At 36.5% G+C, this 13700-nt stretch carries 14 protein-coding genes; 4 read left to right on the top strand and 10 right to left on the bottom strand.

All coding sequences use genetic code 11. The annotated features are described in order from the left end of the window. Positions 1-133: 133 nt before the first annotated feature. Together uptA and MVE64_RS17185 are read right to left on the bottom strand one after the other, a co-directional pair. Complete coding sequence (gene uptA / locus MVE64_RS17190) at positions 134-730, bottom strand: undecaprenyl phosphate transporter UptA (RefSeq protein ID WP_247339769.1); 597 nt, start codon at positions 728-730, stop codon at positions 134-136. A gap of 131 nt (positions 731-861) precedes the next feature. Next, the gene (locus tag MVE64_RS17185; protein WP_247339762.1) at positions 862-1758 is read right to left on the bottom strand and encodes a YitT family protein; all 897 of its coding nucleotides are present in this window, start codon (positions 1756-1758) and stop codon (positions 862-864) included. A gap of 285 nt (positions 1759-2043) precedes the next feature. Here MVE64_RS17185 and MVE64_RS17180 point away from each other — a divergent pair, with 285 nt between their 5' ends. Then, complete coding sequence (locus MVE64_RS17180) at positions 2044-2694, top strand: cobalamin B12-binding domain-containing protein (protein ID WP_247339759.1); 651 nt, start codon at positions 2044-2046, stop codon at positions 2692-2694. 5 nt (positions 2695-2699) lie between these two features. Further along, positions 2700-3443: an STAS domain-containing protein gene (locus MVE64_RS17175; RefSeq protein WP_247339758.1), complete on the top strand. Its 744-nt coding sequence runs from the start codon at positions 2700-2702 to the stop codon at positions 3441-3443. 130 nt (positions 3444-3573) lie between these two features. On the opposite strand, the gene MVE64_RS17170 is transcribed toward MVE64_RS17175, so the two are convergent. The 5 genes from MVE64_RS17170 to MVE64_RS17155 all read right to left on the bottom strand — a co-directional run bounded on the left by MVE64_RS17170 (position 3574) and on the right by MVE64_RS17155 (position 8463). Beyond that, positions 3574-4218, bottom strand: a complete 645-nt coding sequence (locus tag MVE64_RS17170) for a class F sortase (protein WP_247339756.1) — start codon at positions 4216-4218, stop codon at positions 3574-3576. 64 nt (positions 4219-4282) lie between these two features. Next, on the bottom strand, positions 4283-5641 hold the full coding sequence (locus MVE64_RS17165) for a copper amine oxidase (protein ID WP_247339754.1): 1359 nt from the start codon (positions 5639-5641) through the stop codon (positions 4283-4285). A gap of 1310 nt (positions 5642-6951) precedes the next feature. Continuing rightward, positions 6952-7080, bottom strand: a complete 129-nt coding sequence (locus MVE64_RS27425; protein WP_257535938.1) for a hypothetical protein — start codon at positions 7078-7080, stop codon at positions 6952-6954. Positions 7081-7171: 91 nt separating this feature from the next. Continuing rightward, a complete protein-coding gene (locus MVE64_RS17160) occupies positions 7172-7906 on the bottom strand; it encodes an anti-sigma factor (RefSeq protein ID WP_247339752.1) in 735 nt (244 codons plus the stop codon). Then, the gene (locus tag MVE64_RS17155; RefSeq protein ID WP_247339749.1) at positions 7903-8463 is read right to left on the bottom strand and encodes an RNA polymerase sigma factor; all 561 of its coding nucleotides are present in this window, start codon (positions 8461-8463) and stop codon (positions 7903-7905) included. Before MVE64_RS17155 ends, MVE64_RS17160 begins: the two co-directional genes overlap by 4 nt. Before the next feature lie 201 nt (positions 8464-8664). On the opposite strand from MVE64_RS17155, the gene MVE64_RS17150 reads away from it, so the two are divergent. Further along, the gene (locus MVE64_RS17150) at positions 8665-10356 is read left to right on the top strand and encodes a catalase (protein ID WP_281730376.1); all 1692 of its coding nucleotides are present in this window, start codon (positions 8665-8667) and stop codon (positions 10354-10356) included. 54 nt (positions 10357-10410) lie between these two features. Here MVE64_RS17150 and MVE64_RS17145 read toward each other — a convergent pair whose 3' ends face one another. Next, a complete protein-coding gene (locus tag MVE64_RS17145) occupies positions 10411-11394 on the bottom strand; it encodes a Gfo/Idh/MocA family protein (RefSeq protein WP_247339748.1) in 984 nt (327 codons plus the stop codon). A 204-nt stretch (positions 11395-11598) separates the two neighbouring features. On the opposite strand from MVE64_RS17145, the gene MVE64_RS17140 reads away from it, so the two are divergent. Then, positions 11599-12459 carry a Cof-type HAD-IIB family hydrolase gene (locus MVE64_RS17140; RefSeq protein ID WP_247339746.1) on the top strand — a complete coding sequence of 287 codons (861 nt, stop codon included), beginning with the start codon at positions 11599-11601 and terminating at the stop codon, positions 12457-12459. 50 nt (positions 12460-12509) lie between these two features. On the opposite strand, the gene MVE64_RS17135 is transcribed toward MVE64_RS17140, so the two are convergent. Together MVE64_RS17135 and MVE64_RS17130 are read right to left on the bottom strand one after the other, a co-directional pair. Continuing rightward, the gene (locus MVE64_RS17135) at positions 12510-13022 is read right to left on the bottom strand and encodes a hypothetical protein (protein WP_247339738.1); all 513 of its coding nucleotides are present in this window, start codon (positions 13020-13022) and stop codon (positions 12510-12512) included. Between the two features lie 74 nt (positions 13023-13096). Next, the gene (locus tag MVE64_RS17130; protein WP_247339736.1) at positions 13097-13582 is read right to left on the bottom strand and encodes a PCYCGC domain-containing protein; all 486 of its coding nucleotides are present in this window, start codon (positions 13580-13582) and stop codon (positions 13097-13099) included. Between the last annotated feature and the right edge of the window lie 118 nt (positions 13583-13700).

The raw sequence follows: 13700 nt of genomic DNA, 5'->3' as shown, positions 1-13700 counted from the left end.
GCAGTGATTACTCTTATCACTACATAATACTTAACTTGAATAATATTTAACTGATTGCATGAATTATTATATTCCGCTATTTTAAAAAAAGCAATACTTTAACAACTAAAAAAGCTATCCAGTTGGATAACTTTTAATTGCTATGAGGATTTTTGAATTTTTTTACAAGGTAATATACAACTGCCAATAATATAGAAAAACATGTTAGCGGAAGAAAATATGGTTGTGCTGTTTCTTTAATATACATCCAGTTATTTCCCAACTCCATTCCTAAATACAGAAAGAAAATTGTCCAGGGAATCATAGCTGCTACTGTGTAAAATGTAAATTTCCATAAGGACATCTTTGATATTCCCGCTGGTATACTAATTGCATGTCTCACAACTGGAATAAACCTAGCTCCAAAAATAACACCTGAACCGTATTTTTCAAACCATGCTTCTGATAATTCTAAATGGTGTTTATTAATCAGTAAGTATTTCCCATACTTTTCAAGAAAAGGTCTACCACCTATGCTACCAAGCCAATATAAAAAAAGTTGAGCAATCGTTCCTCCTATCACTCCAGCTATAATAGCTCCAATGAAGCCAATTTTTCCAAGCACAATCATGTACCCACCATAACCAAGTACAATCTCACTAGGAATAACCTCAAGCATAAGACCAATTGCAATGCCTAAATATCCAAAACTTGTAAGACAATCCAATACATTAAGAATTAAATCCTCCATTCTCTCCCACCCTTACCTATTCTTGTCCATTATTTATGGGTATGAAAGGAAGTAATGAAATAGTCTAATATGAAATGAAAATTTTGCTCAAAACAAAAACTCTATAGTCAGCAACTATAGAGTTTCTATATTTAATGAATATCTTTCTTTTTAAATCGGCCACCTCTTACTTCAGCAATATTTGCGACAGCCAAAAAGGCGGACTCGTCTAAATCTTCAACGATCGATTTTAATTTGGCTTCCTCCAACCGCGTAATAACACAGAAAATCACTTTTTTGTTATCACCAGTGTATGCACCTTCACCGTTTAAAAATGTAACCCCACGACCTAAACGAGCTAGTATTGCATCACCAATTTCTTGATAATTATCACTAATGATCCATGCTGATTTTGATTCATCCAAACCTTCAAGTACGATATCAATCGTTTTAAATGCTATAAAATAAGCGATTAAGGAATACATTGCTCTGTTCCATCCGAACACAAATCCAGCACTACCAAGAATAAAAATATTGAAGAACATAATAATTTCTCCAACTGAAAATGGTAGCTTTTTATTGAAAAGAACCGCCAATATTTCCGTACCATCCAGAGATCCACCGTACCTTAGAACAATTCCTACTCCTATACCAAGAATGATTCCACCAAATACTGTTGCTAGAAGAACATCCTCTGTAAAAGCAGGAACAGGGTGTAATAAAGCCGTTGCTACTGATAAAACAGATATGCCAAATACCGTAGAAAGGGCAAAAGTTTTCCCTATTTGTTTATATCCTATAAAGAAAAAAGGAATATTTAAAAGAAAGATAAATAGTCCAAGCTTCATACCAAGCAAATGCGATAATATAATCGAAATCCCTACTATACCACCATCAATAACCTTATTAGGCACTAGAAAGATTTCCAAGCCGACTGCCATTAAAACAGCACCTATAAAGATAAAAAGTGTTCTTTTAATAATTTTAGATTTAGATAATCCTTGATGTTTTTTCATTTGTTTCTGGACTTCCATCGGTATTTCTGTCATCAAATTCCCCCTTTATTACTTGTACATTGTAATTTTATATAAATGTTTTTGACTTCTTATCATATCTCTATATTATACCCTAGAATAGGGTATAAGTGGATTAATACGCTTCTCTTCTACTATTGATTCGTATTGTTCATGTCCTGATAGCCAAGAGAATCCTAGATTAATAAACATCATGTCTGAACAGCTATAGGAAAAATATGATAAGATAATAACGAAGCAAAATTTACCTATCTAATGAATGAAAGCTTTATCAGACCCTTTCAAAAATGAGGTGAGATCATGGCATGGAGGGTTCATGAATTTGCCCGTTTCCTTCTTGAAGGAAATCAAGATGCAGCATGGGAAATCTTAATTCACGAAGTTAATGAGGAGAACACTCGTAAAGAAGTTTTTGAGGAACTCATTACAAAAGCTATGCAATATATTGGTGATCTTTGGGAATCAAATCAAATAACTGTCGCTGATGAACATCTAGCTACATCAACTTGTGAATACATACTCGCAAGGTTTAACTACTATACAAAAAACAATCAATTCTTGCACTTGAAACCAAAGAAAGCAATGTTTTTATGCCTTGAAAACGAACAACATGATATTGGACTCAAAATGGTCGCACAACTGTTTGAAGATTATGGCTGGAAAACAAAATTACTTGGAGCAAATTTACCTTTAGAGTATGCCGTAAAGGCAGCTGACAAATGGCAACCAAGTGTGATTGGCCTTTCTTTTTCGATTTGGTATCATGCAGAAATTCTTAAAAATTATATAAACGTCTTAGAGGATCTTCCACATAAACCTACTGTTATCGTTGGAGGTCGTCTACTATCAACATATGACTTTACCTCGCACTGCTCTAGCAAAACAAAATTATTTCCATCTCTAACAGAACTTCAAGGATGGCTCGCGCAACATTCAATACAAGGAGTGTAATTTTCATGCTTACAATTAAACACATCCCGCTTCCTTATTTCACTATTGATCAAGAGTTTAATATATTAGAAGCTTCTGACTTCGCTTCCGAACTCTTTGGTGAAGCATTGAACTTCTTAGATTTAGTTGATATTGAAAGCAAGAGAAAAGCTCAATCTTTACTTTCAGAAAAGCTCATCACAACAGAGATTGTCATGAAAACTCAAAAATCACCTTATGCTCTTTTTCAAATTAAGGTGAACTGGGAGTACAGTCAAGGCCATTTAATCTGTATAGAACAAGACAACCAAATTCAAACTCTCGTGGACACTGTGGAGCTTCATCGAAAACGACTTTCTGAAACGAACTTCGAATTGTTAGAAAAGAAAGAGCAGCTTGAACAATCTCTTACAAAAATCATCGAATTATCAGCACCTTTTATATGTCTAACAAAAGGGCTTGTTCTTGTTCCGTTGTTTGGCGAATTAAATGAGAATATGATTAGATTAAATCATATTCGTTTGTTATCCGAGGTTTCCCAAAATCAAGTAGAACGTGTTTTATTCGATTTTCATGGAATTGGGGAGATAAAGAAAGAGGGTGTTCAAACATTCAAAACACTAGTTTCTGAGTTAAAGTTAATGGGAACAGATTCTTACATGATTGGTTTATCCCCTTCTCATGCTAGATTAATCAATACATTAGGTATTAAAGCAGGTACTTCGTATATGAAAGATCTACATGAAGCTATTAAAACGTTTATTGTGTAAACTACAACAGGTACTTATCAAAAATCATAGCTTTATTAAATAGATTATATGACGATTGATATTAATATAATTTAGAATTCTTATAAATGAAGCTCTAACCACTTATGGTTAGAGCTTTATTTATAAGAAATTATTGCTTCTCTACTTTAGCTAATTCCGTATATACTACTAACCTTTCCTCATGCGTCCCTTTTTCCCGATTAAAATCACCTGTACATGTAATAAGATTTAAATTACTTCGGTAAGAATAACCAAATATTTTTTCTACAGGTGCAGATTCAGTGTCAAAACTCTTCTTATCGTAAACAATAAAAGTAAGTTTCTCTCCATCTTCATTCATGACATGAACTTCATCTCCAACCTCTAGTTTATAAAGATGATAAAAAATAGCCGGACCTGTTTTACTATCCACATGACCTGCTAACACGGCATTACCTTGCTCACCTGGTAATACGCCTTCTTTATACCATCCAACCTGTTCAAATTTTTCTGGAACACCCATTTGGCCATTATCAAGTAAGCCTACCTTTTCAATGTCGGCACTCACATTAATAGAAGGTATACTAACTTTGAATGGTATGATTCCTTCTCTATTGTCTTTTATAATCGGACTATCAATCTCGTCACTTTGGTCCTGATGGGTTATTTTCTGTTCTGATTCTGCAGTTGTCTGTATTGTTTCGGTGTGCGATCCCATTTCTTCATTAACACTCTGAGCCCCTTGGCAGCCAACAATGAATATGCTGAGGAAGGCAAATAGGTAAATGCATTTCATTGCATACACCTCAATTTTTAAAAAATCACGGTTCCGCAAATTATGAAACCGTGTTAATTTCCTTTTAATTCTGCGCAAATCTTTTTCGAATAACAAGGCCAAGACTAACAATAATAGCAAGCACTAGCCCATATGCAGCAAAGTCTGCGGCGTTCATGCTATTTGCTGTTCCACCCATACCTGTTTTAGGCATTTCTTCAGGCATCATGGACTTAAATTTTTCAGGGAATTGATCAACAAATGCAGCCGATAAACCTTTTGCAGGATTTAACATATGTGCATATGCATCGCGAACATCTTCATATGCTTTCTCATAATCTCCAGCTACATATGAATCAAATGCAGCAATAAGCTGATCAACATGCATTTGTAATCCATCTGCAAGAGCGTCAGATTGTAAACGTCCTTCGGTTGCCGTTTCTAAGAATTTTGAAAATTCTCCTCTATAACCATCTAGTTTTTCTAAAGCCTGTGCTTTTGCTTTCTCATCACCAGCACCTGTTGCTTTTACATATTCAACAAAGAAGCCGATATGATCTGACCACATTTTCTTGAACTGTTCTCCTGCTTCAGCTCCATAAACAGATGAGATAGCTGCAGTTAAATCTTCTGTATTTGCATTTAAGGCATTTGCAGCTGCTTCAAAATCATTAGCACCGTCTGCTCCTTGTTGCATAGCGACGACAGCCAATCCTGCATGCTCCGTTAATAAATGATTTAAAGTTGCTCTAAGATCTGCTGCAGGTGTTACTGCCTTTGTTTCCTCAAATTTGTCTGGATATTGATCTGCTATGGCATTTGATAGACCTTTAGCAACCATATGCATATGATTAATTGCTTCTCTTTCATATTCATAAGCTTTCTCATAATCTTTTGCTAAGTAAAAATCAAATGCACCTACAAGCTGATTAACATGCATTTGTAATCCATCTGCCAAACTACCTGCCTCTAATCGTTCACCGGTTGCTGTTTCAAGAAATTGAGAGAATTTTTCACGGTAAGTATCTAAATTCTTTAAAGCTTCTTCTTTTTTCTCTTCATCATTTTCTCCAGTAGCTGTTACATAATCAACAAAGAAGCCGATATGTTCTTCCCACATTTGTTTAAACTGCTGACCTGCTTCATCTCCATACACAGATGTAATTGCTTTCGATAAGTCCTCAGTATTTGCATTTAATGCCCCGACTGATGCTTCAAAGTCCTTTGTCCCCAAGGCACCATTTCTCATTACCTCTACAGCGAGATATGCGTGTTCACTAAGCAGATGGCCCAAGGTTGTTCTTAGTTCCACTGCTGGAGTTTCTACTGATGGAGCTGTCATCATTGCAGAATGACTAGAATGATCCTGCGCAAAAGCTCCTTGTACTGGTACTAATAACGATAAACTTAATGGTACTGCTAGAAGTGATTTTTTAAGATTCATTTTTTAATTTCCCCTTTCTGGTTTTCTACTAAGCTAACGAAAGGGAAATTTAAATGGATCACTTTTTTTAAAAAAAGTTTTAAGTTTTTTGGGTAAAGGGCAGAATTTAGACTAACTTATTGATCTTTTAGGGTCTTGAGTCTAAATGAGGACATGGATATGAGGTTGGTTCAGTCTCGTTTTTTTGTGAAGACCTTTTCTATTCTGGTTTAGCTTGTATCAGGACACAACTTCTTCTGGGAGATGATTTCTGTCTTGATTCTCCTTGTATTGAGAGACTGGATCTTGATTCTCGCACCGGTTCTTGTCTCGATTCTCCTTGTATCGGGACTGAATCTTGTTCCTTGCACTGTTCTTGTCTCGATTCTTCCTGTATCGGGACTGAATCTTGTTCCTCGCACCGGTTCTTGTCTCGATTCTCCTTGTATCGGGACTGAATCTTACTCCTTGCACTGGTTCTTGTCTCGATTCTTCCTGTATCGGGACTCAATCTTGTTCCTTGCACCGGTTCTTGTCTCGATTCTTCCTGTATCGGGACTCAATCTTGTTCCTTGCACTGGTTTCTGTCCCGATTCCTCAAGAATCGAGACTGGATCTTGTTCCTTGCACTGGTTTCTGTCCCCATTCCTCAAGAATCGAGACTGAATCTTGTTCCTCGCACTGGTTCTTGTCTCGATTCTCCTTGTATCGGGACTGAATCTTACTCCTTGCACTGGTTCTTGTCTCAATTCTCCTTGTATCGAGACTGCATCTTACTCCTTGCACTGGTTCTTGTCTCGATTCTCCTTGTATCGAGACTGAATCTTGTTCCTCGCACCGGTTCTTGTCTCGATTCTCCTTGTATCGGGACTGAATCTTACTCCTTGCACTGGTTCTTGTCTCGATTCTTCCTGTATCGGGACTCAATCTTGTTCCTTGCACTGGTTTCTGTCCCGATTCCTCAAGAATCGAGACTGAATCTTACTCCTTCCACTGGTTTCTGTCCCCATTCCTCAAGAATCGAGACTGAATCTTACTCCTTCCACTGGTTTCTGTCCCCATTCCTCAAGAATCGAGACTGGATCTTACTCCTTGCACTGATTTCTGTCCCGATTCCTCAAGAATCGAGACTGAATCTTACTCCTTCCACTGGTTTCTGTCCCGACTCCTCAAGAATCGAACTGAATCTTACTCCTTCCACTGGTTTCTCTACCGATCCCCTCCGTATCGAGACAAGTATTTTCTTCACAGCCTCAGAGAGAACATTTATATTCCGATTAGCTTTATATAAAAAGACTGTCCCTAATATCCGGGACAGTCCTCCTTCTTAATCATTTAGATCTTTTTTCGTTGTGATTTCTTTCAGCCGGATCATTTCCAAAATCTTTATCGGTGTTAATCGCATCACTTGCTTTTTTCATTTTCTCTTGCTGATTTTTATGACTGTCTCTTTTAGCCATTCTAAAATCCCCCTTTACATAGCATTTTTCACCAATTATTGTTTGCTAAAAAATGAAAAAAGATACCTTTAGAAAAGGAGAATTCAGCTTCCTAAATACCGCCAGCTAAAACAATCTCTCCTTGTGGAGTTGGTAAATCTGGCTCTTGTTCCACTGTAATGGCTATTGTGTCCCAGTCTCCTTCAAGTCCCTCTAATGAATATGTTAATGTACCTTGACCAGAATCATTCGTTTGAAAGGCTCCGGCAGGATAAGGCTGCCCTCCTTCAATAACCCATAGTTGATAAACATCATCATCCTGGAGCTTTGGTAAGTTAGATGCTTGTAGGAGAATCGACTTCTGACCAGCTGCTGATAAAAGAGAGGCAATTGCGATGCCATCCCCCTGAGCATCTGGAGGTAGTAACGTTACCTGAGATGTTGGCATGAGCTCCTCACTTTTAGAATTTTGGGTCACTTCCTTATATAAATAAACATTCGTGGCTAGTGATAATAATAAAGCAGCAGCAATTGTTGGAATTAAGAATCTTGATCTTCCGCTTTTCTTTTTCAGTTCTACTGCTTTCTGTTCTGAATCTTTTTCATGACTATCTTCAATTACCTTACTCTCGGCATATATATTCTCAAGAACTCTTGCTTTCATTCCTTTTGGAACATCAATTTGTTCAGAAAGGTAAGGTAATTCTTCCGTTAAACTCATTAACTCTTCCAACTCTTGCTTACAAGTCGAACAACTTTCTAAATGGGATTCAAATTCCTCTAATTCCTCATCTGATAATGTTCGATTGTAATAATCAATTAAAGAGATACACTGTTCATTTGTCATGTGATGTCCCTCCCTTCCTTACCTAGCATGTTTTTTAAGTGTTTTAATGCAATCCGAATCCTGCCCTTAACAGTTCCCAGCGGAATCTCACACTGGTCTGCTATCTTTTGCTGACTTAATCCTTTAAAGTAAAATAATTCAATAATTTGCTTTTGTTCTATTTTAAGATTTGACATGGCCTGTTGGATTTTTTCTCGTTGTTCTTTCTGTTCTATCTTTCGCTCTGTAGAGGCTTCATCAACAACTAATGAGTCTTTCTCAATTACTTCTTCATGCGTATGTCTCTGGCGTTTTCTAATTTCGTCAATTGCTTTATTTCTTGTGATCGTTAGAAGCCATGAAGAGAATTTTCCTTTTTTCTCATCATAAAGATTTGTTCCATTCCACAGCTTCATAAAAACATCCTGGATAATCTCCTCTGACAAGGTCGTATCCTTCGTTATTCGATAAGCAAAAGAATAAACAAGTTTTTCATAACGATCATATAACTGTTCAAAAGCAATGCGATCTTTATTGGCAGCTTTAGCATATAACGATGCATCATCCTTCTCGATCATATGAATCTCCTTTATGTTGTTTTTCTAAGAATAGCATATTATCAGATTTGCTTAATAGATATTGTGCTTTTATGATCTTAATAAGAGTACGATTACTCTATTGATTTAGATCATACAAATTTTAATATCTCTTGTATATTTTTGGTAGCTTTAGCAAATAAATGATTATGTTGATTTATTTACTATTTAGGAGGCTGACCATTGAAAAAGGATCATTCATATAATGAAGAATTTAGTGCTTCAAATGATGAATCATTAGATAATAGCAAATCTGGAAATGAACAAGATGAAACATTAACAACCCGCCAAGGTCATCCTGTTATGGATAATCAAAATATTCGTACGATCGGTGACCGTGGTCCTGCCACTCTTGAGAATTATCATTTCATTGAAAAAATTTCACATTTTGATCGTGAAGAGGTACCAGAGCGTGTTGTACACGCACGAGGATCTGGTGCATTTGGATATTTTGAAACGTATGGAAAAGTTGGCGATGAGCCTGTTGAAAAGTATACTCGTGCAAAAGTATTTTCTGGTGTTGGAAAGAAAACACCGTTAATGGTTCGTTTCTCTACTGTAGCAGGAGCTAAGGATTCGCCTGAAACAGCACGTGATCCACGCGGCTTTGCCGTTAAAATGTATACTGAAGAAGGAAACTGGGATCTTGTTGGGAACAACCTTAAAATTTTCTTTATTCGTGATGCAATGAAGTTCCCTGATATGATTCATGCTTTTAAAGCAGATCCGGCTTCAAACGTTCCGAACCCAGAGCGTATGTTTGACTTCGTTTCTCGTACACCTGAAGCAACACATATGATCACTTTCCTATTCTCGCCATGGGGCATTCCAGCTACATACCGTCATATGCAGGGATCTGGTGTTAATACATATAAGTGGGTTAATGCTGAGGGGAAAGCTGTTTTGGTCAAATATCATTGGGAGCCAAAGCAAGGTATCCGTAATTTAACCCAAGAAGAAGCTGACTCTATTCAAGCGAAAAATGTTGGGCATGCAACACAAGATTTATATGAAGCGATCGAGCGCGAGGATTATCCAGAATGGGAGCTTTTTGTTCAAATCATGGAGGATGATTACCATTCTGAACTAGATTTTGATCCTCTTGATGATACAAAGCTTTGGCCAGAGGATAAGTTCCCATGGCTACCTGTTGGACGTATGGTACTAGACCGTAATCCAGTGGACTTTCACGCTGAGATTGAACAAGCTGCTTTTGGTACAGGGGTTCTTGTTGATGGCATGGACTTCTCTGATGATAAAATGCTACAAGGTCGCACCTTCTCCTACTCCGATACACAACGCTATCGTGTTGGAGCAAATTATCTAAAATTACCTGTAAATGCACCTAAAGCGCCAGTTCGTACAAATCAGCAACGCGGACAAATGGATGTGCGCGACCCGAAAGAGTCTGGAGATAATCCTCATATTAACTATGAGCCCTCAATGCTGGGCGGGTTTAAGGAAGCAAGTAAAGAAGGACGTGCGCCTCACCAACCAACTTATAATGCAGCGGCAATGAGTGCACCAATTGATCGACCTAACAACTATGGTCAAGCTGGTGACACATATCGTAGCTTTGAAGATTGGGAGCGCGATGAATTAATTAAAAACCTTTCTGAAGCACTTGCAGCATGTAATAAGAAAATTCAAGATGCGATGATTGAACACTTTACACAAGCTGACGAAGATTATGGCCGCCGTGTAAAGGAAGGTATTGAAATGAAAGTGAAAGAAATGAAGGAAATGAGCATGGGAGAGGTTCCAGGCCGTGAAGCAGGTCAGTCAAAATATGGCCAAGGTGGATTAGGTTCATTAGCTGCAAATGAAGCAACAAAAGATGCTGTAAAGAAAAGCCACGAAGCCGATCCTTATTAATGCTAAATGAAAAAATGGGTCAGTTCCCTTTGTTGGGAACCGACCCTTTTTTTATTATTTATCAGCTGGATAAACTAAGCCAATTTGTTTACGAGCAGCTTCAATTACTGTAGCTGTTATTAAAGAGTTTTGATGAGAATTTATTTCGGATTGATGCTTACTCTGAGTAACAAGTTCAATAAATTCTTTCGCTTCATAATACATGCTTTCAGTATCTTGAGGTTGTGTAAGATCCTCCACAGTTCCATCCTTATATTGAATCTTTACACTCTCAGGTGTATGAATTTTATCAATTATGATACTCCCATTTTCTCCTTGGATTTCGGAAGGTATATATGAATTTGTAATTTTTGAATACATGATGACGGCATCCATTTCATCATATGTGAGCAGGATACTTCCTTCACCATCAACACCTGACCCAAGCATATAGCCTGAAGCTTTAATTTCCTTTGGTTCTCCAAATAAAGTAATAGCAGGATATATACAATAAATTCCAATATCCATTACAGAACCATTTGAGAACTCCGGCTTAAAGGCATTTAGAACAGTACCTTCTTTATATTTATCATAGCGTGAAGAATATTGGCAGTAGCTTGCAAAATAACGTCTTACTTTTCCAATCTTATGTAAGTTTTCTTTTATAGCTAAGAAATTTGGTAATAAAGTTGTTTTTAATGCCTCCATTAAGACAACATTATACTCATTAGCAACCTTAATCATAGCATTCACTTCATTACTGTTAGAAGCTATAGGCTTTTCACATAAAACATGCTTACCTTTTTCCATACATAGAATGGCTTGAGAAGCATGAAGTGAATTTGGACTAGCAATGTACACCGCATCAAATGTGTCACTGCCTGCGAATTCCTCTAAATCTGTAAAAATATGCTCAGCATGGTGTTTGTCTGCAAAATCCTTTGCTTTTTCAGTTGTTCTTGAGTATACAGCTGTTAAAGAAAAACCTTCTACTTTTTTTGCAGCTTGGATAAAACTTTCTGTAATCCAATTTGTTCCGATAATACCGAATCGAACCATACTTACCCCTCCAATATGTACTTTCTTCTATGTGCAAGTATATCTTTTTTTCAATAAAAGAAAAAGAAATCATTAGATATTTTAAATTTTATTATCTTTTCAAACGTTTTTCTCATGATTTGAATGAAAATATGTCATAATAAATAATTGAGTTAATACTAGATCCTACATACATAATTAAAGATAAAGCAAAGGAGAAACAATATGAAGAAATTAATTGCGATTGATCTTGATGGAACATTATTATCGTCTAATATTGATATTTCAGCAGAAAACATTCAAGCCATTCAAACTGCTCAACAAGCAGGTCACATTGTTATGATTTGTTCAGGTCGTGCACCGGAAGATATTAAGACGGTAATTGATAAAACTCCTCTACAATGCCCTGTTGCCGGAAGTAATGGCACAATGGTTATCGCTGATGGAAAACTATTAAGTCAAATATCAATAAACAAAGATATTGTCAAAAATGTAGCAGAAGTCCTTAACCAAAAAGAATATCCATTCAAAATTTATAGTAATAAAGGGATTTTTGTTGCTTCAACATGGTCCGAAAGAATGATTTCATTCCTCGATAAAAATCAAGAAGTTTTAAATCATTTAACTTCTAAAGAATATAAGCTTATGACAGAGCAACCAAAAGAATCTGATAGTATTAAAATATTTGATGAGCTTGGCGCGGTATTAGCAATTGAGGATCTTACTATTCAAAAGTTCTTTATCCCAACTATCTCTGGGAAAGAAGAGCTCATTTCTTCATTAGAAAAATTTGAAGGAATTTCGATTACAACGTCTGGTCCGTTTAACATTGAAATTATGGATACAAACGGCCATAAAGGTAACGGAATCCGAGTAATGGCTGAATATTTTAACATCCCAATCGAAAATACAGTAGCAATTGGAGATAATTTCAACGATGTTCCTATGCTTGAAACAGCTGGCTTATCAATTGCCATGGGGAACGGTGATCCAGCTGTTAAAGAAATGGCTGATGTTGTCACACTTACGAACAATGAAAATGGTGTTGCCCATGCTATTAATAAATATATTTTAGAAGCTAAATAACATAAAAGAGCTAACAAGATCAAAGCCTTGTTAGCTCTTTTACGTAACGTTTACTCATTCAATACATGTAAATAGTTCTGCACAGTTAGAAGCTGCTCCTTGCTTGTCGCTTTCGGAGTAAACTCTCCACCTGCTTGTTGAATAATTGAATCATACATCCCTTGTAGCTTTGATTGCTGAAGAGCCATCTCTATATGTGTTTGTCTTGCATTTGCTTTTTTCATCATAAGGGCAGAACTAAAATTATTATTAGCCATAGATTTAGAAGTTGATCTAGCCTTTAGAGCAATTTTCTTTTCCTCTTCCGTTAATGTTACATGCGCAAAACTCATCTGCTGCTGCTCATGAAGATCTGGAAGATGTTTCGGACCTGTTTGATTGGGGTCAATAAGGGCAAGCATGACTCGAACATGATTTCTCATAACAGTAATCGATGTATAGAGCACCTTTTTTAGTGATGGATTTTGTACGATCATATAATCCTGTTTGAATTGATGGATAACACCCTCGTGTGTAGCAAGATGTTGCGCCATCAGGCCTAAATCAGCTGCAGGTATTCTCATATTACTCCCTCCTCACCTTCTTAGAGTATATGAGAGAAAGGAAGAGAAACATTCCTTTGTAATCAAAAATTCAATCATACTTCAGGTGTAGGAGTTGGCTTAGCGTAGCCTTCTTTATACATATTATCAATTTTTGATCGTATCTCTTTCACTGTTTTTCCATTCTGATAATCAACTATAGATTGAGCAGCAATTTCTAAACAAACACCACACTTTGTTCCATGATCATCCCAAACAATTGTGCCGTCTTCCTTATTTTCAAATACAAAACAATCATAGTTATTTTTATGATTTGCTGTTTCTCCACATCCACAGTAACATGGGATATTTTCCAATAATTCACGATGTGCTGCTGAAGCTTTGTAGATTGTTTGCATATCCTCTGGTTTGTCAGCTAAAAATGCTGGTAAAACATCTATCCTTTCTGTTTCCTCTCGAATATCAGAAAGTGTGCTATGTTGTTCATGATCTTCATGATTTTCTTCATGATCAGTGTTTGAACACCCTGTTATAAGGCTTCCTATTAAAAACATCATAATTAATTTATTATATCTTTTCATATTATTGGCCTCCATTTATTCTACGTTCCATGCTAATTTTAACATGTTCATAATAAACAGAGACAAGGCAGATAAAAATAATTGTAGGTAACTTGAGGAAATCATTTTATATTCTCTA

Source organism: Metabacillus endolithicus, from assembly GCF_023078335.1.
Taxonomy (GTDB): Bacteria; Bacillota; Bacilli; order Bacillales; family Bacillaceae; genus Metabacillus; species Metabacillus endolithicus.
The sequence above is the reverse complement of the archived record's forward strand: the minus strand, read 5'-3'. Positions and strand labels throughout refer to the sequence as shown.